We start from the raw sequence: 19796 nt of genomic DNA, 5'->3' as shown, positions 1-19796 counted from the left end.
TTATGCCTGCTCACACCTATGCTGCACCGCCAACGCCCTGGTCTCGCCGACTGGCGGAGCCCAAGATCGATCCCACAGCCTACGTGCATTCTTTCTCCAACCTCATTGGGGATGTGCGGGTGGAAGCGGAGGTGCTGATCGCCCCGGGAACTTCCATTCGCGCTGACGAGGGATCCCCCTTCCACATTGGCGCCAGATCCAACATTCAGGATGGGGTGGTCATCCACGGCCTGGAACAGGGGCGGGTGATAGGAGAAGACGGCCAACCCTACTCCGTTTGGATTGGCAGAAACACTTCCATTGCCCACATGGCTCTGATCCACGGGCCGGCCTACGTGGGCAACGACTGCTTTATTGGCTTCCGCTCGACGGTGTTCAACGCTCGGGTTGGGGATGGCTGCATCATCATGTTGCATTGCCTGATCCAGGATGTGGAGATCCCCCCAGGCAAGTACGTGCCTTCTGGATCCATCATCACCACCCAGGCCGAGGCCGACCGGCTGCCCGACGTCCAGGATAGCGATGCCAAGTTTGCCCAACACGTGATCGGCATCAACCAAGCCCTGCGAGAGGGCTACCAGTGCAGCGAAAACCTCGTCTGTATCGCTCCCATCCGCAACGAACTGCAGCGCACCTCTAACTCAACGGCTACGGAGACGGCACCCATGACTCATTCTTCCCATCGCGGCAATGGCCGGAACGGCGGCGGATCCCCTCTCAAGCCGGAGGTGGTGGAGCAAATTCGTGCCCTGTTGGCCCAAGGCTATCGCGTGGGGCTAGAGTATGCCGATGCTCGCCGCTTCAAAACCTCTTCCTGGCAAAGCGAAAGCCCAATCGCCAGCACCCACGAGGCGGAGGTGGTGCGATCGCTGGGGGCCATCCTGGCGGAGCACCAGGGAGAATATGTGCGCCTACTGGGGATCGATCCCAAGGCCAAACGGCGGGTGCTGGAGCAGATCATCCAAACCCCCGATGGGCCGGCGCTGGTCTCTGGGATGCCCAGCCGCGTCTCGGCAGCCGCTGCCCCGAGTTCTGGCACATCCGGCCCTCAGTCTGGCTCAGGGCTAGAGGAAGAAATCCGAACGCTGTTGGCGCAGGGGTATCGCATTGGCCTGGAGGTGGCCGATGCCCGCCGCTACCGCACCTCTTCTTGGCAGACCTTGGGCAATTTGAGCGGTCAGCCGCAGGAGATCCTGGCCGCTGTTCAGGCTGCCCTGGCGGAGCACAGAGGGGAATATGTGCGCCTGCTGGGGATCGATCCCAAAGGCAAGCGGCGGGTGCTGGAGAAGGTCATTCAAACCCCGCAAGGCCAGGTGAGCAGCAGTCCTGCAGGAACCGGCGTGGTGGCAGATACGGCTCCTGCGGCAGGGGGCAGTGCCGGCCTGGATCTGGAGGTGCAGGAGGAGGTGCATCGGCTGCTGGCTCAGGGCTATCGCATCGGCTACGAATATGCCGACGAGCGCCGCTTCAAAACCTCTTCCTGGCAGAGTGGGCCGGCCATTCGCGCCACCCGCGGGCCAGAGGTGTTGGCTAAGCTGACGGCTGCCCTGGCGGAGCACCAGGGAGAGTATGTACGCCTGCTGGGGATCGATCCCAAAGGCAAACGGCGGGTCTATGAGCGCATCATCCAAACCCCTGGCGGAAAATCTGCTGCTGCTGCCGTGGCTCCCGCTTCCGCGACCAAGGGATCCCTTTCTGGCACCCGCCTCAGCGCCGAGGTGGTGGCTCAGGTGCAGCAGTTGCTCAGCCAAGGCTACCGCATCGGCACCGAACATGCGGACAAGCGCCGTTTTCGCACGTCTTCCTGGCAAAGCTGTAGCCCCATCGAGGCCACCCAAGTGCCGCAAGTGGTGGCAGCTCTGGAAGCCTGTCTGGAGGAACATCGCGGCGAATACGTCCGCCTGCTGGGTATTGACCCAAAAGCCAAACGGCGAGTGCTGGAGCAGATCATCCAAACCCCTTGAGGGATCCCAGCTTTTTTTGACCTCTGTTGGTTCAAGTCCAACCCCCCAGCGATGAGGAGCACCCTGTTGGCCTCTACTTTGCCCAACTCCATGACGCTCCGCACCTTGCTCGGCCAAAACGGCGAAACTCGCTATTTTGTCAGTGGTGAGGTACAGGTGGAAGCCGGGGCGGGGATTGGGGCAGGGGTGCTGCTGCGGGCCAACCCCGGCTGTCGAATTCACATCGGGCGCGGCGCGTGTATCGGCATGGGATCCGTCCTGCACGCCTGTGGGGGATCCCTCATCGTGGAGGCGGGAGCAACCTTGGGAATGGGGGTGCTGGTGATCGGGCAGGGCACCATCGGCAAAAACGCCTGCATCGGCTCAGAAACCACAGTGCTGAATTGTTCGGTGCTCAGCCAAGCAGTCATTCCCCCCGGCTCGCTGCTCGGGGATCCCACCTATGGTTTCGATCTCCAGGAGGCGGGCGGCAGCAAGCCCATCCCGGCAGAGCCCTCGCCGGCGGCAGTGGAAATGGCTCCAGAGATGTCGCCTGAGCCGTCTCCCCCACCCAGTTCTCCGGTGGCCAATGTTGAAAAGCAAACCCGCCGTTGGCAGGAAGCTGCCGAGCAAACCCAAGAAAAGTCCGGTTCCCCAAGGACCAAAACGCGCAACCTCAACGGGATCCCTGGCCATTCGGAATTGGATCGCCTCTTGGGCAAGATTTATCCCTATCGACAGGTGCTCTCCTCTGGGGATGGCCGGCTCTGATGGCTAAACTGGCGTGAGTAGTTAGGATGCCGATGTCAACCTCCCTGGGCCTGATTCAGACGCGCAGCTTTCCGGTCATCGTGCGCATTGCCGACGCTATGACCAAGTCGGCAGGCGTGACGCTGATCGGCTTTGAGAAAACCTCGGGGGGCTACTGCACAGCCATTGTGCGGGGGGGAATTGCCGATGTGCGCATTGCCATTGAGGAGGGCATTGAGCTGGCCCGCCAGTTTGACCAAGAGGAGATCTCCAGTTTGGTGATCCCGCGCCCCCTGCCCAACTTGGAAGTGGTACTGCCGATCAGCAGCAAGCTGTCTCAACTGGCACAAAACCGCGGCTACAGCCGCCTCAGTAACTTGGCCGTGGGCCTGCTGGAAACTCGCGGCTTCCCGGCAATGGTGGGAGCTGCCGATGTCATGCTCAAAACCGCGGATGTCCAACTGGCGGCCTACGAGACCATTGGGGATGGCCTATGTACGGCCATTATCCGCGGTACAGTGGCCAACGTGGCCATTGCCATCGATGCCGGCATGTACGAAGCAGAGCGCATTGGGGAATTGCACGCGGTGGCAGTGATCCCCCGCCCTCTGGACGAACTGGAGCAAGCGCTGCCCGTGGCCAGTTGTTTTGTTGCTCAACCGGTTACCCTGCCGGTAACCCTTCCTCAAGTTCAGGAACAGGAGGTGCAGCGCAGCGATACAGCCGTAGAGCGGATCCCTGTTTATCTGGAGCCGCCTGAAACTCCCTAGCCCCCTGAGAAACCCATCTGTTGCCCAAGAAAGCCGAGCAGGGCAGAGGGGAAAAATGCTAGGCTACTGGAAGACCTGGGTCCGTGCAGCTCCGACGCCCAAACCGTGTCAGGATCGGAAGATAGCAGCACCACGGGATGCTCTGAGCAGGCGCGTCAACCCGGGTCGCCCTTTGCTACCCCACTTTCCTCTCTGCTGGGTCATTCCCCTTCTCGCCTTTCTCCCCCTTGTCCTAGCAATGTCCGACAATGTCCGAGACAGACAATCCCCTCGCCAACTGGGCTCAAAAGGCTTTCTACCTCGGCATGGGTTTGGCGGCTGTGGCGGCGGATAATGCTGCCAAGGTGGCCAGCAAAGCGGGTATCCGTCTGATGGAGTTGCGCAAGCAGGCGCAAGCTTTGGTGGACGAGCTGGTGGAGCGGGGGGCGATGACCGCTGAAGAGGCGCGGGCTTACATGGATGCCATCGCCGCCAACGCCAACCGCAAGGGAGAAGACAGACAAACTGCCGGTCCCCGCAAGATCACCATTGATGACATTAGCGATACCGAGGGCGAGGCAGGCACGGCCATCGAACTTTCGGAAGCGGCCCGTCTGCGCCAGAAGATCGCCGAATTGCAAGCTGAGTTGGATCGCCTCAAGGGCAAATCTTGAGCGGAAGGACAGCCCGGCAGGAAGGTAGGAATGCATTGCTTCCTAGCTCCTCTCCCCTTTTGCATAGCGGAAGCGGTACCGCAGAGCACTTGGGAAGTGTCTCAACCTAACTTGAAATGACCCTAAAGATTGAGGCTACCGTCAGGTGGATCGTCTCTGTGAAGTGTTAGGGATCCTCATCCTTGTAGAGCGAGGAGCAGGTCAAGCTGATTCATTTCCAAACTGCAGAAAAGATAAGGGCGTCTGCCGGGTGGGCAGGAGCGTCTCAATCGAGTCTCAATCAAACTGGGTTGAGTTTGAGCTCAGGCAGCAGGAATGAGGATCCCGTCTTCCGAGAGAAACCGGGAGCTGAGAAAGGGACGCAGCGCCTTGGGAATGCGAATCGAGCCATCCGGCTGTTGGTGATTTTCCAGCAGGGCAGCCAGAGAGCGCCCCACCGCCAAGCCAGATCCGTTCAGGGTGTGGACAAACTGGGTGCCTTTCTGGCCGGCTTCTTTGTAGCGCAGGTTAGCACGGCGGGCCTGAAAGTCCCAGCAGTTGGAGCAACTGGAGATCTCGCGGTATTGATTTTGGGAGGGGAACCACACCTCCAAGTCAAAGCAGCGGGCTGCCGCAAAGCCCAAATCGCCGCTACACAGCTCCACCACCCGGTAGGGCAGCTCCAGCATCTGTAAGATGGCCTCGGCATCCTGCACCAGCTTCTCGTGTTCGGCTTCCGATTGATCTGGGCGAGTGACCTTGACCAGCTCCACTTTTTGAAACTGGTGCAACCGGATCAGCCCCTTGGTGTCGCGGCCATAGCTGCCCGCCTCACGGCGAAAACAAGGGGTGTAAGCACAGAAGTAAAGAGGGAGGGACTCCGCAGGGATTACCTCATCCCGGTACAGATTGGTAAGGGGAACTTCCGCCGTCGGGATCAGCCACAGGTCGTCGTCAGCACAGCGAAAGCTGTCTTCGGCAAACTTGGGCAACTGCCCCGTCCCCTGCAAAGCGGCGCTGTTGACCAAAAAGGGTGGGATCACCTCGGTGTAGCCGGCTGCAACGTGGCGCTCCAGCATCATGGCAATCAAAGCCCGTTCCAGGGCCGCGCCCGCCCCTACCATAGCCACAAAGCGGCTTTGGGCCACTTTGACCGCACGGCCAATCTCCAGCAACCCCAGTTTTTCGGCAATCTCGTCATGGGGAAGGACAGGATGGGCCGGCTTTAGCTCCTCACCCCAGCGGCGCACCTCTACATTGTCGGCCTCATCTCGGCCAACCGGCACGCTGGGCAGGGGCAAATTGGGCAGGGTAAGCAGCCGAGCACGAATCTCCTCTTCCAGCTCCCGTTCCTGCTGCTCCAGTTGGGCAATCTCGGCCTTGAGATCCACCCCCCGCTGCCGCAGGGCCGCCACTTCGGGGCCTTGGGGATCCGCCCCCTGGCGGATGATCTCGCCGACTTTTTTGCCGAGGCTGTTGCTTTCGGCCTGCAGGGATCCCTTGCGGGCCTCCAACTGCCGCCGCTCCCGATCCAACTGCAGGATCCCATCCAGATCGACTGTGGCCCGGCGGTTTTGCAGGGCTTGGCGTACCTGTTCAGGGCGATCCCGCAGCAGCTTCAGATCCAGCACAGAGATGGTCTACCCTCAGCTCCAGATATCCGACCTATTTCTTTAGCCAGCTAAACATGGCCCGCAGCTCCCTGCCCACCTGTTCAATGGGGTGTTCGGCCTCGCGGCGCCGCATCGCAGTAAACCCTGGCTTGCCGGCCTGATTTTCCAAGACAAATTCACGGGCAAATTGGCCGCTTTGAATCTCGGCGAGGATGCGTTTCATCTCGGCGCGGGTTTGCTCCGTGATGATGCGGGGGCCACGGGTGTAGTCGCCGTATTCTGCCGTGTTGGAGATGCTGTGGCGCATTTTCTCCAAGCCCCCCTCGACGATGAGATCCACGATCAGCTTCACCTCGTGCAGGCACTCGAAGTAGGCCAGTTCCGGCTGGTAGCCCGCTTCCACCAAGGTTTCAAACCCCGCTTTGATCAGAGCCGTCAGCCCACCGCAGAGCACCACCTGCTCGCCAAAGAGGTCGGTTTCGGTCTCTTCCCGGAAGGTGGTTTCCAAAATGCCGGCCCGCGTGCCACCGATGGCTTTGGCATAGGCCATGGCCCGCTCCCGTGCCATTCCCGAGGCATCTTGATAGACGGCAAACAGGCAGGGCACCCCTTCCCCCGCTTGGTAGGTGCGCCGCACCAAGTGCCCAGGGCCTTTGGGGGCAACCATGATGACATCCACGTCTGCCGGCGGCTGGATCTGCCCGAAGTGAATGTTGAAGCCGTGGGCAAAGAGGAGCACGTTCCCCGGCTGCAGGTGGGGACGGATTTCGCCCTGGAAAACGGCCTTTTGCACTTCATCGGGCAGCAAAACCATTACCCAATCGGCGGCAGCGGCAGCATCCGCCACCGTTTTGACCATTAAGCCGTCTTGCTCGGCTTTGGGCCAGGAAGGGCTGCCAGGGTAAAGGCCAACGATGACCTGGACACCGCTATCGCGCAAATTGAGGGCGTGGGCGTGGCCTTGGCTGCCATAGCCGATGATGGCAACGGTTTTATCGGCCAAAGGCTCCAGGTTGGCGTCGGTGTCGTAGTAGAGGCGGGCCATGGTCGAGCAGGGCGTGAGCAGGTGCTTGACTAGGATAGCAGGATTGGATCCAACTTGCTGACCTCAAGCGCCGTGATGAACAGTTTTCACCCACCTTAGGCGCTTGGGCTGTACACACATGCGAGCGGTTGTGGCGATCATAACCGGCAGCCAGTGGAGCATGTAGACCAAGCCCAGGGCGGTGTGCCACCAAAGTCGCCGTCCGCGCAAGCCCTCCACCTGGCGTAGCCCCCGGTAAAAAGCCACCGTCAAGCAGCCCATCACCAGCGCGTTCAAGGGGAGCAGCACCGAGGAGTGGCCCGCCAACAGCACCCAGAGGGTGTCGGGAACCAAGGCCATCGGCAGCAAGTACTGAGAAATAAAGAAGGCCCAGAGATCTACTGTTTTGGCCATCCCCATGCGGCGACTGAGGATCCCTGGCCAGTAGTCGAGATAGCGCTGGTAGCCCCCTTCCGCCCAGCGGCAGCGCTGGTGCCAGAGACTTTTCCAAGAGGTGACCCCTTCTTCGACGATGGCCGGCTCCGTCAGAAAGGCGATATCTACGCCCGCCAGGTGCAGCTTGAAGGTGAGATCCAGGTCGTCAGTGAGGGTGCTCTCATTCCAGCCGCCGCACTTTTCCAAAACATCTCGCCGCACCAGTTGGCCATTGCCGCGTAGCTCGCCAATGCCCCTCACGGCCACGCGCTGCTGCTGGAAGTAAGCATCAGAGGCCATTTCCGCCACCTGCCCCAGAGTCCAGAAGTTGACGTTGGGGTTGCTCAGGGCCTTGCGCACCTGGACAGCGCCTACCGTCCGTCTGCCAAAACGGCTGCGCAGGCTTCCCACTTGAACAAACAAGGGCAGAGTGCGGGCAAGAAAATCCGAGGGCACCACAGCATCGGCATCGCAGACCAGGATGATCTCCCCTTGAGTCAGGGGCAGTACCTCGTTGAGGGCGCCGGACTTACCCCCGCCCCGCCCCGGCTGCCGCCGGTAAACCCGCAGATGGGGGATCCGCTTTTGGGCTTCCCGCAGAACTTCAGGGGTGGCATCGCTGCTGTTGTCGTCGATGGCCCACAGCTCCAGATGGCTGGTGGGGTAACGGAGCTGGGTCAAGCTGTGCAACAGCCGTGGGAGCACTGCGCTCTCATTCTTGGCTGGGATCAACACAGCCACACGGGGCAAGGCCAGCCCGCCCAACTCAGAAAGCCCGCTCTGCCCATCCCGTTGCATTGGCAGGACAGAGTCATTGTTGTTAGGGTCATCGCTGTTATCTGTTGACCTGGGATCCCGGCGGGTCGCAGCGGCAGGAGGAAGTCTCAGAGGGGGCAGGGAGGTCGCCGGTTGCAGGCGAAATAAGCGGCTAATGTGGATCACCATGAACGTGGCCAAACCAACGGTGATCCAACGGGCCGTCGGCACCACATGCATCAGGCTGACCAACCCCCACACCATGGCCAGAACCAGCAGAGCCTTGAGACGGCGGCGCTGGGCCGAGGTGAGCAACCAATCGGGAAGATGAAGATCCTCGAGAGGCTCTGGCTCTGACCAGACGAACTCAGACATGGGAATCCTCCCCCGGGCGGCAATGTTACCCAACCTCGCCAGCCTGTGCGAGCGTTAACCCAAAGGCTGTTAAGAGGTTGTTACCTATTGTCACCCATTGTGTTGGCGAAACGGAGTTCTCGAGAACCTACAGGCGAGAAAAATTGGGGATCCCGACTGCCGCTTCTCCGGCAAGGGGGTGAGCGGCCTATGGGTTACCGCGAATCTCTTTGATCACCCCATCTTCCAGAAGGATCTCGACCTGCATTTTCTGGATCAGGTTGTCTCCTTTTTGGACTCGGAAGAAGCTCTCCACATTGCCCTGCAGCACTTCTTGGTTAAGCTCCAGGGTGCTCAGTTGGTTGATCTGCTGCAACAGTTGGTTTTTCTGATCCAAGAGCCGGATCTTCTGCTCGTTCACGCGGCTTTTCACCGCTTCCACCTGTTGGAGCACTTGGGGGCTGTTGGGGTTGGGGCTCTGTTTCTCCAGTTCGGCAATAGCCCGCTTGCCCTGAAACTCCAGCTGTTGCATCTGAGCATCGGTGGCTTCGATCTGCCGCTCCAATTGCTCCTGCATTTCCTTTTTCCAAAGGGGTGTGACCACCACCTTAACGGGAATGTTGCGTTTGAGCAGTAATTGAGTGCCGTTGCTGACGTTGTTTTCTTCCATAAGACTCATCCAGGCAGACGACCAACCAAACCAGGGGCTTGTGCCCATTGTAGAAAGCTCCCCTCAAAAGCTCTGGGGTTGGGGAAGAGGAGCTTGACAGACCGGATCCTCCCCCGCCGAGCCGGAGAATCCATCTATTTATCCTACCGGCTGGGATCCCTGCGGTAAAGTCTTGATTTCGGGAAACTGCAATTTTGGTTAAGGATCTTAAAGGCCGCCGCCTTGCCCTGGCACAGATTCGGCTAGCGTGAGAGACAGTGTTCTTTTTTGCGGCAGCCATGAGTGAACTGGCTTCGACCCCTTCCAAGCCCTCTGCTGGGATCACCGAGCCGGTGCGGATTGCCTCTCGAAAAAGCGAGTTGGCTTTGGTGCAGACCCAGTGGGTGATGGGTCAGTTGCAAGAACACCATCCGGGATTACCCCTGGAGCTCAACACCCTTTCCACCCAGGGAGACATCATCCTGGATGTGGCACTGGCCAAAATTGGGGACAAAGGTCTCTTTACCAAGGAATTGGAGGTTAGCCTGCTCAACGGCAGCAGCGACTTGGCGGTACACAGCCTTAAAGACTTGCCCACTCGCCTGCCGGAGGGCTTGGTGTTGGGGGCGATCACGCGGCGGGAGGATCCCCTGGATGCTTTGGTGGTGGGGGAAAAGTTCCGGGATTACCGACTGGCCACCCTGCCCGAAGGAACAGTGATTGGCACCTCCTCGCTGCGGCGACTGGCCCAACTGCGCCATGCCTTTCCCCACTTGCACTTTAAGGATGTGCGGGGCAACCTCAACACCCGCTTGGCCAAGCTGGAGAGGGGAGAGTACGACGGCCTTATTTTGGCAGTGGCCGGGTTGAAGCGCCTGGGCAAAGCCGACCGGATCCACGAGGTGCTGGATCCCAGCGTGTCTCTGTACGCGGTTGGGCAGGGATCCCTGGGAATCGAGTGTCGGCAGGGAGATGAGCGGATTCTGGAGCTTATCCGACCCTTGGCCGATGCGGAGGCCACAGCCCGCTGCTTGGCAGAGCGAGCTTTCCTGCGGGCTTTGGAAGGAGGGTGTCAAGTGCCCATTGGCGTTCACAGCCAAGTCCAAGGGGAGGCGCTGCACCTAACCGGTATGGTGGCCGACCTGGATGGCCGGCGGCTCATCCGCGATACTCAGACGGGATCCACCGCCGATCCCGAGGCAGTGGGGATGGCTCTTGCAGAAAAGCTAAAACAGCAGGGGGCCGACGAGATTTTGCAGGCCATTTTTGCCCAGGCCCGCCGTTAGGCTTTCCTACTTTTTCTGAGTAGGCTTTGAGAACTTCAGCTAGGGTCAGCTGAAGAAAAGGGAGAACAATGAAGTCCCCCCTACGTGAATTGCACTCAAATGGGAAATTCGCATTCGCAGCAGCAGTATTTAAGCTCTAGCTTAGCTTGCAAAACCGCCGTATCATCTTGAACTACTAAGGTCACTCGGTTGTTGGCAATCTCTGCCGGCGAGAGGGTTAGAGTTTTGGTGAAGGTTTGGCCAGGCGGAATTGGGGAAGTAGGCGGACTTGGGAAAGTATACAAAAACCCCGCTTGAGTTGCTTGAGTTGGAGGTGAAGTCCCGCCGGTTGGAATCGCGCTGTTGAATAGGTAGTACTTGTCGTTCCCGGCATCAGGAGTTGTGTTACTTGTTGCCTGCAAGTTATTGCGATAGGTAAACGTAAGGGTGCCTCCCATCCGGCAGCCTATTCTACAAGGGGGGCTCCACTGGAAGGTATGAGCAAAGAGTTTATTGGCTTGGGGCTCTCCCCAGTTGACTGTCCCGAAAGGGCCCTGGAGAGTTGTCCAAACGTTGGGTGGAACCTCCGATTGCAGGGGGGAAGCAGGGTTTGGCGGAGGAGCGCTGAGGGTTACTGAGCGCAACACCATGGGTCTCGAGCACGGAAGGCCAGGCAGAGGTCTTAGCGAAGGGGGGAAAGGAACCTGGCGGAATAGCTCATCTACAGTTTCTGAGGATTCTGCCGGAGCTATGGGATCTATGGGAACTAGGGAGGGTATCGATCTAGGCACAGAAGGCATAGGCTGCCTAGCTGGCTCCGGGGCCTGAGCCACTAAAAGATGATCTTCAGCCAAGGCAACACCCGAAAGAAAACCACTCTCCCAAAAGGGCGTAAGTAGCAAAGCCAAAATGCCCAAACGCAGTCCTACTTCTCATTTGTATTCTCCAAATCTTGATAGAGATGCCCACTTCCTTCTCAGCTCAAGCCAAAGCTGAGAATTTACTAGCAAAGACATTGGGGAATACAAGCAGGTTCCTTAAACTTTGTAAATTCTTGTGAATTCCAGCTCAATTCCAGCTTTTTCCTTTGCTTGATCATGTAGCGGGGCTTGGCTTCCTAGAAGGGCAAGAATTAGAGACGGGAGAAAATCCGCCGCTCAAATTTCAGCCCCAGCCAGATTACCCCGATCCCACAGGCCACCAACGCCACCGACTTGACCAACAGGCCGGTTGGGTACTCGAAAAAGCGGGTCAGCACCACCAGGGTCAGCCCCAACAGTCCCTGCCAGAAACGTCCTCGCCGCCCTTGCTGTAGCCCTTCCCAGCAGAGCACTGCTGACAGCCCCAGCAACAGCAAGGTCACTATCCAGGGGGCAAAGAGGACCAAGGCTGCTCCTGCCGTCACGTTCAAAGGCACAGCGCTGCCGATCCCCAGCAAAAGCGCCAAGGCAACCAGAGAAATCAGAACAGCAGCATCCTTCAGCCAAGACGAAACGGGCTGGGATCTCTTCTCCTGCCAACCCTGCCACCAGCCCCAGCCCGTCAGCAGCAGCAACCCCACTGCCGACAAGCTCGCCCAGGGATCCCCAACGTTCCAGAGGGGATCCTCGGAGAGATCGACCCACGTCCCGACAAAGCTCCAGACATAGAGCAGGACACCCAGCCCCAGCAGAGCCAAGTTCTGGGCTGTCGGGGCCAAATCCAAGCCTTGCTCCAGCTCGCCGGGAAGCTCTGGATCCCTTCCTTCGGTTGAAACCTGCCTTATCCAAGGATCATGGCGTTGGTGCCAGAGAGCCAGCCCCCACACGACCGCGACACCAAGCAGATGCCAAAGGGTCAAGCTTGGAAAAGAGCTGCCCAAACGCTCGGCTAACCCTTGCAACGCCAGGCCAAAGTTCACCACGGCCAGGGCAAAAACCCAGCGAGAGCAACACCAATAGGCCAGAGGAACCAGCAGGCCCAGGGTCAACCAAGGATAGAGGAAGTTGACAGTCCCCCAATCCACGAAGTCGGCTACCATCCCCAAGCCCAGCAGAAGGCAGGCCAGTACACCACTGGGGCTGTGACGCAAGCCGTAGGCCATGGCCAAACTGCCCATCCCCCAGGCCCAAAACAAGCCTGCCGCAGATCCCCCAAGCTGAACCCACTGGGCCATCAGGCCAATACAGGCTCCCAGGGTCAGTTCACCGGCTATCAGCAGGGCGCTACCCAGACGCTGGGATCCCTGCTGCCAAACCTGGAAGCCAGCCACCTGCAGCCCTACCATGAGGGCCAAGCACCCCCAGGCTCTTGCCCAGCGGGGAATGGCAGCCCAGTTGGCCGCCACAAAGGAGATCACCCCTAGGCCCACCAGAACTGCGCCAAACAGCAGCAGCACCAGGGCAAATCGCCCGCCGGCTGAGCGTTGCAAACTCTCCAGTTGGTAATACTCCCGCAGGCGATCCCGTTGGGCAGGTTCGATCAACCCCTGCTCCACCCAGGTGTTCAGCAGGTCGGCCAGTTGGCGGCGGAAACGCTCGCCGGGGTAGGGGGGGCGGGGAGAGGTCATGGCGGGATCCCGACAAGCGAAAGGAGGCTCGGGCGTTAAAGGAGTGGGATCGCTGAGGCGATTATAGTCCCTCACCCCTGGCTCCTCTCCCAGACGGAGAGGGGAGAGTAGCCTGGAGCACTCGCTGCAGCACCTCCTGGTAGCCAGCTACTGGATCCCCCAGATCAAAGCGAAAGAGATCCTTGTCCAGCACTCGCGGCTCGGATCCCTCCAGATCCCAAAGGCGGCAGGTGTCGGGGCTAATCTCATCCGCTAGCCAGATCTGCCCTTGCTCGTCCAGGCCAAACTCCAGCTTAAAGTCCACCAGCTCCAGCTGACAGCGCCGCCAAAAGGCCTGCAGATGAGAGTTAATGGCCAAAGCCAGGGATCCGAGGCGCTCCACCTGCTCCGGCGTGGCCAGCTGCAATAGGCGGATGTGGTCGGGGGTTACCAGGGGATCCCCCAAGGCATCGTTTTTGTAATAGAACTCCACTAGCGGCGGCTCGATGGGAAGGCCCTGCTCCAGGCCCAGCCGTCGGCAGAGGCTACCCGCTGTGCGGTTGCGCACCACCACTTCCAAAGGCAGGATGTGCAAGGCTCGCACCTGCATCTCGGTGGGGCCGGTTTGGGCCAAGAAATGGTTGGGGATCCCTTGCTGCGCCAGGTAGGCAAACACATGGCTGGAGACGGTGCAATTCACCTCTCCCTTGCCGGCGATGGATCCCCGCTTTTGGGCGTTGAAGGCCGTGGCGTCGTCTTTGTATTGGCAAAGATAAACCCTGGGATCGGCAGTGCGGTAGATGCGCTTGGCCTTGCCCTCGTAGAGCAGCTCTTGGGGGGAGAATGGCATACGCTAACCCCTAGTATCCGGCCAGCCGTCCGCGGATCCCTTGCCAGAAGGTGATGGCCAAGATGCGCAGATCCAGCCACAGCGACCAGTTTTGCACATAGTAGAGATCATACTGGGTGCGGCGGGCAATGCTGGTATCCCCCCGTAGGCCATGGATCTGGGCCCAGCCAGTCAGGCCGCTTTTCACCAAATGCCGATCCGGATACTTGGGGATCTCCTGGCTAAATTGCTCGACAAAGTAGGGCCGCTCTGGGCGGGGGCCCACTAGGCTCATTTCCCCTTTCAGGACGTTCCACAGTTGGGGCAGCTCGTCCAGGTTGGTGCGGCGCAAAAAGGCTCCTATCTTGGTTCGGCGCGGATCCCCGGGGCGCGTCCAGCCGGGCCGGTCGGATCCCTCGGCATCCACCCGCATGGTGCGAAACTTGGCAATCCAAAAGCGGCGGCCATCCAAGCTCACCCGCTCCTGCCAGTACAAGATGGGGCCAGGGCTAGTGCAGGCTACCAACAGGGCAATCACCAACAACAGGGGGCTCAGCAGCACAAGCCCTAGAGAGGCGCCGAGAATGTCGATGGCCCGTTTGATGCAACGGTTGTGGGCATAGCGTAAGGGAGGCTGACGCAGAGTTAGCAGCGGGATCCCGTCGAGAGACTGCAGGCTGAAGTTCACCGTTAAAAAACTTAAGATATCCGGCACCAAGCGCACCTGCACCGACAACGCTTGCAAACTGAGCAACAGAGGAGCAGTTGCCAGCTCCGGTTGCCCAAACCACACCTCCTGCACTTCTGGGTGGGCTTGCAGATAGGCAATCAAATGGACCAGATCCAGACGCTCAAGAGCCGACCAGGAAGGCTCAAGCTGACTGCACAAGCAGGAGAGGGTTCCTCGGGATGAGCCGGACAGAGTCCTGTCGGCAGACTTAACCCCGTCAGAGGTAGGGCGGGCGGTGTTTAGTACTGGATATGAATCTTGACAGGGATCCCTATTTTGAGATGGGGGATCTTCCTCAAAAGAGCCTTGCTCTACGCCTGCCCAGGCGACTACCTGGAAGCCCAACTGCGGGGATCGCTGCAATCGCTCCAACACTTCCGCCAACACCGACCAGGATCCCACCCAGATGACCTGCCGCCGACCGTAGCCCCTAGAGCACAACCAGCCCATGCCCAGCCGCAACCCCACCCGTACCAAAGTCAAACTCAGCAGAGCCAACAAGCCGGCGTAGCCCACCACCAGCCGCGACAAAGAGACCGAGCGAACGAAAAAGGCCCCTGACAGCACCAAACCAAACGTCAATCCCAACCCCACCAGCAAACTGGCCCATTCTTCAAAGCGAGACAAGCGCTTCGACTCACCGTATCCGCCTAAGCCCGCCTGAATGCCCCAATAACTGAGGGCGGTCAACAATCCCAAGGCCGCGTAGACATCCCAAGGCAAGAGCTGATGAGGACGCAAGCTGCGCAGCCAGTAGCCCGCCCCAAAGGCCAACCAAATACAAAGGCCATCGCCAAAACAGGCCAAGGGCACCCACAAACGATGCAGATCCAGACGAGTTTTATAGCCGCGTTCGGCCAAGGGTTATCTCCTTCGGCATCAAGACTGTTGACAATCTTACAGAAAAGATTGTGCATCTGAGGCTATTGGACAAGATCAGTGTTGACCAAAACTTGAATGGGTAGCCCTCACCAGATAATTCTATTGACGGCCCTTCCCAGCTTCAAAGGACTTCATGCTGCTGACACAAAATAAGTTCTTTAAGTAATTGGGATCCTCATCATGCAAGAGATAAAAATCCCTGTTGAGTGGGTTAAGTACCGTCGGAAAAGGCTGTTGTAGAAACTACCAGAATTGCAGACATTGGATGTCGAAACATGAGAGTTTAAGCAATGATCAAAGTGCAGTCTGAGAACAGCAATGATGACAGGATACTACGATTTCGTTGCCGGGCCGGCTACTGCCAGCAGAGATACACCAAAGGGCAGAGAAAACTTAGGTATCAGATAGGCTTCTGCAGCAAAAATACCCGTCAGCAGTCGATTGAGCCAAAGCGGCGGCATTTTCAGATCTTGGCTTTCCCTCAGGCGAAGCACTTTCTGCATTATGCGGATCCCTGAAATGATTGGGAAAAGAAAATTGTTGAAGAAAACAAGGGTATAAACTTCTAGACCTGAGCTTTTAAGCAACGACAAAAGTTGCCCGCGGGTATATCGTCTCTTGTGATGATTAAGCTCATCATGTAAACTCCACAGCCACGGATAAGCCGGAACAGTTACAACTAAGTAGCCAGATGGGGTTAACCTTTGACTGAGGGCTAGGAGAGCTTCTTTGTCATTCTCCAGATGCTCCAGCACATCCAGCAAAGCAATCAAATCAAATCGTTGAGAACCAAAGGGGATCCGGTTTGGCAACTCCCCCTCTGCCACGATCCCAATACCGCGAGCTTGGGCCAGCGGCAGTGCAATTTCACTCTTTTCCATAGCCCAAACTTTGCCAAATCTGGACAACATCTCCAGGTTGCCGCCGCTACCACAGCCAGCTTCCAAAATATAAGCAGAGGGGGGAAGCGACAGGGATCCAATAACCCGACTCAGAATGTGACGGCGACCCAAAAACCACCAATGCCGGTCTTCCAAGCCTGCCATTTGCTCATAAGCTTCGGGATCCATACCCGTAACCCAACAAAAGATCAAAAACAGGATTAGCCGCAGAAGGGGTTAGCAGAGCATATCTATCTAAACTAAGTTTAGGGGGATAATCGAGCCTTTCCCCAGCGATGCTTACGATACCAGGCCGCCACGTGGGGACACCACGCTTCAAAGTGGGGCCAAATCAGTTCACACAGATGTTGAATTTCTCGTTGAGCATCTTCTTTGGCTCGTAAATCCAAAAAATGCATTAGACTACGGCAATTGAAAGAGACCACGAAGTGTTGTCGGATCCCGTAGCCAATGATGTTACGGGCATCTTCATAGGGCAATCCGCACTCTTCTACCAGGCGATAATAAGCAATGGCCTGGCTGCGATATTGCGCAAGAATGATATCCAAAGCTTCGGGGGAGATGGGCCTAAAGCCTTGGCGGGTTTTGGCCTTGCCCTCTTTGACGCTGGCAGGAACGTAAAACAGAGTTTCCAGCTCTTGCAAAGACAAGGAGGACTCCGTCCCGCCACTGTGCTCCGCAATGTGCTCCGCACCGCTGTCGCGATAGGCCTCCGGCCCGCTGACGCGATCGCTGACGCAACCGTAGCCGGTCTCGCCAACAGGAGCAGCAGTCTCGGTTGTGCTCCGCACCGCTGACGCGAACAAGAGCTTTTTGCCCAAATCGGCAATTTGCTGGCCTGTATATCGGAAGGATTGAACATCAAAAGAAATTCCCACCCGATGAGTACGGGCCTGTTGCATGACGGCGTGGGGAAAATAGCCCACCCCAAAGGTGATCTGAGGATGCTCTAGAGGCCCATAGTGGCCACGGTTGCCCTCCAGCAAATGCCGCACCACGGCCTCTCCATACTTTTCCGGGATCCGGCTTTCTGAGGTGACAAAATCAGGGCTGTAATCCTGGTGCATGGCCTGGTAGATGACCCGTTCTGGATCTGGGGTTTGATTCAGCACCACAACTTGAAACAAAGCATCCACAGGCTGCATCCCCTAGTGCTTCGCACCGCATGTTAGGATTCTGAGATCCTTGTAAGATCATATTGGCAGCGGAGAACGCCAACGGCATTGGCCTGCTCCACCACAGAGCATATTCCCTATCTGCCCCCACCCTGAGGTATTCCTTAACTCAGTGTAAGGAGAAGAGAGACCGAAACACCTTGGCTATAGGAGCCTGCGAGCTCGAGTTTCCTCTGTCAGCACCAGGCTTAGGGCCGGATTGCTGCGCAACAATCCCGCTACATAGAGGGTATAGACTTTCCCCGCCTCCAGCTGCAGGTCAAACCGTTGCAAGGGAATGCTCCGGCTGGGAGCCGACTGCACACCTGGCCCAGGGGCTGAAGGGGCTATGGCCACCTGAATTTGGGTAAAGCCGGGGCGCATAGCTTGAAAGGTGGATACTTGTCCAAACGCCAACTGGGGCAGCAGTACCCGCCCTTGCTCCCCTTGCCATTGCAGGGCCGGCGCATCAGGGGCAGCGTGGACAAACCGCACCAGGGCTTGATCAAAGGGCGGATGGATGTTGTCTTCCAGCACCAGGGCCGTCATGCGATTCGGCTCGTTGGCAGCAACCACCGAGAATACTCCCCCGCCCCTGAGATTGGCTACGGTTCTGGCCGCAACCAAAGAACTCGCAGGCTGGCCAGGGTTCTCAGGCGTTGAAAACAAAACAATGTCGTACTCGCCCGCCGGTATGCGCACGTACTCGCTCACCGAGCCATAGGCTATGCCCCGAGCAGCTCTCACCCCTCCCACTTCCAAGTCGATCCGAGGGGCATTGGGGGCCACATGCACCAAGCGCACTTGGACTTCAGAAACTCCCGCAGATGCCGAAGGCATCGGGATGGCACAGCCGGACAAAAGCCCCGACATCAACGATCCACCCACCACGCAGAGCACTGCGCCCACCCACCGTCGCACCATGTTCACGCTCACTCCTACTCCTCACACCCAACGCTCACCAGGGATCGAACTGCTGTATTTCTGCAAACCCAAGGAGGGCACTCTCGCTCCCCAAAAGTTCCCATTGGCGCAAGGGATCCCACCCTGCTGACGCCAAGGAACCTGCTCTTGTCTTACTCCACTTTTGCGCCCAATGCCATAGAGCTATGGAACGGGTTGGGATCTAGTTCCTTTTAACTAAACCAAAGGCAAATCACCGGACTCGGCCCCACCTGCAGGATCTGGGTTGGGGGCAGGGATCCCTGTCTGTTCGCGCTCGCGGGACGGAGTCCTTGGAGACCGACGGCTAAACAAGCGGAAATAAGTGCTCACAGCCAGCTCTTTGAGCGGGAAAAGCAAGTAGGTCAGGGGGTTGATGGTGACGATGATGTTGCGGCAGTCTCGTTTGGCCTGGGCCAAGATCTGAGCGGCCACCCAATCTCCCGACATAACCCCAATGGGATTGAGCTGGCTCTTGAAGGGGCCGAGGATGAGCTTGCGCACCACACAGGGGGCATCCAGACGGCGCAGAGTAACCAGATCGCCTAGGGCCCGCTTGGAGAGCTCGTAGAGGGGACTGAAAGCAGGGCTAGCCTCAGCCTCTGAGGTGTTCACCCACACCTCTTTGGTGGCCATCTCAGGGTTGCCGCGCACCGTCTGGAAGAACAGCTCCATTAGGCGCCAACTGGAGAAAGTGTTGACGGCATAGGACTGGCGGACAGACTCGGGATCCCGTTGCCTGTGGACGTTCAGGCCGTGGTTGAGCACCAAGATATCCACCCGCTCCAGCAGCTCTGCCAGGGATCCCTCTTGCCCCACCTGCCAGCGAACGGTCTCCACCGGCTGGATCTGGCCGTCCACTTCGATGTGAACCGAATCCGAATGGGAGCTGAGGGCGATGACTTTGGCCCCCTGCTGGTGAAAATGCTTGAGCAAGGCCCGGCCCAGGGTGCCGGAGGCGCCGGTGACGGCTACTCGCTTGCCTTTCAAGGAGAGACTGGTGCCCATGAGCCGATCTACGAGAGTCAGGGTGCCGCAAAAATAGGCGTTGGTATCGTCGAAGTGGTGCCGCCAGTGGTAGGCGCGGTTGACATGCCATTGGCTGGGAGGAACGGGGAAAGGCCCCGGCTGGTGGGTGATATCCGTCTGCAGGGCCAGCCCCCAACCCCGCAGCATACCAGCCACCCAGAAACTGGCCGAGTAGAGAATGCCCACCGTTGCCGCCAGGCCGTACAGCAGGGATCCCTGGCCCAATACCACCACCCAAGGGATCCCGGCCAGGATCATCGTCGCCGCTTCGGGAACGTCGTGGTGCCACTGGGATTCTCGGTACAGCTGTGCATCCACCACGCTAAGGTCGGGGCGGAACAGGCGGTGGTGCAGGATGTGTTTGGGCATCAGCCAGGGCCACCGGTGGGCCAGCCAATGGCGCACATCCCGCACGATCTCAGCCCAAAGGATGGAGGCTAGGGCGACAGCCCCCACCCCTATCCAATGACTTACGCTGCTGACATCCATAGACTCGCTTGCGGTGGCCAAACTGCTCTTGGGCTTGTCGTCGCCTGATACATTTACGCTGAACACTGCTGAACATCACTGTTCAACTATGCAGCGATAGCATTCTGTTTGTTTCCAAACA

General features: G+C 58.6%; 16 protein-coding genes and 1 other RNA gene. 6 read left to right on the top strand and 11 right to left on the bottom strand.

The window, feature by feature from the left end; translation table 11 throughout:
* Positions 1 to 2: 2 nt before the first annotated feature.
* From NW834_RS06320 to NW834_RS06300, 5 genes are all read left to right on the top strand, one after another.
* Positions 3 to 1964 (top strand): ribulose bisphosphate carboxylase small subunit, encoded by a 1962-nt coding sequence (locus tag NW834_RS06320; RefSeq protein ID WP_414329210.1) that lies wholly within the window; start codon positions 3 to 5, stop codon positions 1962 to 1964.
* A 66-nt stretch (positions 1965 to 2030) separates the two neighbouring features.
* The gene (locus NW834_RS06315) at positions 2031 to 2714 is read left to right on the top strand and encodes a hypothetical protein (protein WP_414419085.1); all 684 of its coding nucleotides are present in this window, start codon (positions 2031 to 2033) and stop codon (positions 2712 to 2714) included.
* Positions 2715 to 2740: 26 nt separating this feature from the next.
* A complete protein-coding gene (locus NW834_RS06310) occupies positions 2741 to 3463 on the top strand; it encodes a carbon dioxide-concentrating mechanism protein CcmK (RefSeq protein ID WP_414329208.1) in 723 nt (240 codons plus the stop codon).
* A gap of 72 nt (positions 3464 to 3535) precedes the next feature.
* An RNA gene (gene ffs, locus NW834_RS06305) (signal recognition particle sRNA small type) lies at positions 3536 to 3633 on the top strand.
* Positions 3634 to 3711: 78 nt separating this feature from the next.
* Complete coding sequence (locus tag NW834_RS06300) at positions 3712 to 4116, top strand: hypothetical protein (RefSeq protein ID WP_414419086.1); 405 nt, start codon at positions 3712 to 3714, stop codon at positions 4114 to 4116.
* Positions 4117 to 4418: 302 nt separating this feature from the next.
* Here the strand turns inward: NW834_RS06300 and serS are convergent, their stop codons facing one another.
* From serS to NW834_RS06280, 4 genes are all read right to left on the bottom strand, one after another.
* Positions 4419 to 5726 (bottom strand): serine--tRNA ligase, encoded by a 1308-nt coding sequence (gene serS / locus NW834_RS06295; RefSeq protein WP_414350964.1) that lies wholly within the window; start codon positions 5724 to 5726, stop codon positions 4419 to 4421.
* 34 nt (positions 5727 to 5760) lie between these two features.
* Positions 5761 to 6753 carry a ketol-acid reductoisomerase gene (gene ilvC, locus NW834_RS06290; protein ID WP_414419087.1) on the bottom strand — a complete coding sequence of 331 codons (993 nt, stop codon included), beginning with the start codon at positions 6751 to 6753 and terminating at the stop codon, positions 5761 to 5763.
* A gap of 63 nt (positions 6754 to 6816) precedes the next feature.
* On the bottom strand, positions 6817 to 8298 hold the full coding sequence (locus NW834_RS06285; RefSeq protein ID WP_414419088.1) for a glycosyltransferase: 1482 nt from the start codon (positions 8296 to 8298) through the stop codon (positions 6817 to 6819).
* A 187-nt stretch (positions 8299 to 8485) separates the two neighbouring features.
* Positions 8486 to 8947 (bottom strand): YlqD family protein, encoded by a 462-nt coding sequence (locus NW834_RS06280; protein WP_011433386.1) that lies wholly within the window; start codon positions 8945 to 8947, stop codon positions 8486 to 8488.
* Between the two features lie 278 nt (positions 8948 to 9225).
* Between NW834_RS06280 and hemC the strand changes: the two genes are divergently transcribed.
* On the top strand, positions 9226 to 10212 hold the full coding sequence (gene hemC, locus NW834_RS06275; RefSeq protein WP_414419089.1) for a hydroxymethylbilane synthase: 987 nt from the start codon (positions 9226 to 9228) through the stop codon (positions 10210 to 10212).
* A gap of 1111 nt (positions 10213 to 11323) precedes the next feature.
* Here the strand turns inward: hemC and NW834_RS06270 are convergent.
* From NW834_RS06270 to NW834_RS06240, 7 genes are all read right to left on the bottom strand, one after another.
* On the bottom strand, positions 11324 to 12814 hold the full coding sequence (locus NW834_RS06270) for a DUF2157 domain-containing protein (RefSeq protein ID WP_414419090.1): 1491 nt from the start codon (positions 12812 to 12814) through the stop codon (positions 11324 to 11326).
* On the bottom strand, positions 12801 to 13568 hold the full coding sequence (gene purC / locus NW834_RS06265) for a phosphoribosylaminoimidazolesuccinocarboxamide synthase (protein WP_414419091.1): 768 nt from the start codon (positions 13566 to 13568) through the stop codon (positions 12801 to 12803). Before purC ends, NW834_RS06270 begins: the two co-directional genes overlap by 14 nt.
* 10 nt (positions 13569 to 13578) lie before the next feature.
* Positions 13579 to 15138, bottom strand: a complete 1560-nt coding sequence (locus tag NW834_RS06260; RefSeq protein WP_414419092.1) for a sugar transferase — start codon at positions 15136 to 15138, stop codon at positions 13579 to 13581.
* 353 nt (positions 15139 to 15491) lie between these two features.
* The gene (locus NW834_RS06255) at positions 15492 to 16229 is read right to left on the bottom strand and encodes a class I SAM-dependent methyltransferase (protein ID WP_414349624.1); all 738 of its coding nucleotides are present in this window, start codon (positions 16227 to 16229) and stop codon (positions 15492 to 15494) included.
* A gap of 77 nt (positions 16230 to 16306) precedes the next feature.
* The gene (locus NW834_RS06250) at positions 16307 to 17197 is read right to left on the bottom strand and encodes an FAD-dependent thymidylate synthase (RefSeq protein ID WP_414373723.1); all 891 of its coding nucleotides are present in this window, start codon (positions 17195 to 17197) and stop codon (positions 16307 to 16309) included.
* Between the two features lie 183 nt (positions 17198 to 17380).
* On the bottom strand, positions 17381 to 18151 hold the full coding sequence (locus NW834_RS06245) for a DUF4397 domain-containing protein (protein WP_414419093.1): 771 nt from the start codon (positions 18149 to 18151) through the stop codon (positions 17381 to 17383).
* A 204-nt stretch (positions 18152 to 18355) separates the two neighbouring features.
* Positions 18356 to 19675, bottom strand: coding sequence for a bifunctional sterol desaturase/short chain dehydrogenase (locus NW834_RS06240; RefSeq protein WP_414419094.1), 1320 nt, complete (start codon positions 19673 to 19675; stop codon positions 18356 to 18358).
* Between the last annotated feature and the right edge of the window lie 121 nt (positions 19676 to 19796).

It is taken from the genome of Synechococcus sp. R60.1 (assembly GCF_047461835.1).
GTDB lineage: Bacteria > Cyanobacteriota > Cyanobacteriia > Thermostichales > Thermostichaceae > Thermostichus.
This window is presented reverse-complemented; position numbering and strand designations above follow the sequence as displayed.

What these genes read in the sequence shown, in the direction of transcription:
- hemC (WP_414419089.1), top strand. Translation starts at nt 9,226, where the DNA reads ATGAGTGAACTGGCTTCGACCCCTTCCAAGCCCTCTGCTGGGATCACC.
- NW834_RS06320 (WP_414329210.1), top strand. Translation starts at nt 3, where the DNA reads ATGCCTGCTCACACCTATGCTGCACCGCCAACGCCCTGGTCTCGCCGA.
- ilvC (WP_414419087.1), bottom strand. Translation starts at nt 6,753, where the DNA reads ATGGCCCGCCTCTACTACGACACCGACGCCAACCTGGAGCCTTTGGCC.
- purC (WP_414419091.1), bottom strand. Translation starts at nt 13,568, where the DNA reads ATGCCATTCTCCCCCCAAGAGCTGCTCTACGAGGGCAAGGCCAAGCGC.
- NW834_RS06310 (WP_414329208.1), top strand. Translation starts at nt 2,741, where the DNA reads ATGCCGATGTCAACCTCCCTGGGCCTGATTCAGACGCGCAGCTTTCCG.
- NW834_RS06240 (WP_414419094.1), bottom strand. Translation starts at nt 19,675, where the DNA reads ATGGATGTCAGCAGCGTAAGTCATTGGATAGGGGTGGGGGCTGTCGCC.
- NW834_RS06280 (WP_011433386.1), bottom strand. Translation starts at nt 8,947, where the DNA reads ATGGAAGAAAACAACGTCAGCAACGGCACTCAATTACTGCTCAAACGC.
- NW834_RS06300 (WP_414419086.1), top strand. Translation starts at nt 3,712, where the DNA reads ATGTCCGAGACAGACAATCCCCTCGCCAACTGGGCTCAAAAGGCTTTC.
- NW834_RS06255 (WP_414349624.1), bottom strand. Translation starts at nt 16,229, where the DNA reads ATGGATCCCGAAGCTTATGAGCAAATGGCAGGCTTGGAAGACCGGCAT.
- NW834_RS06285 (WP_414419088.1), bottom strand. Translation starts at nt 8,298, where the DNA reads ATGTCTGAGTTCGTCTGGTCAGAGCCAGAGCCTCTCGAGGATCTTCAT.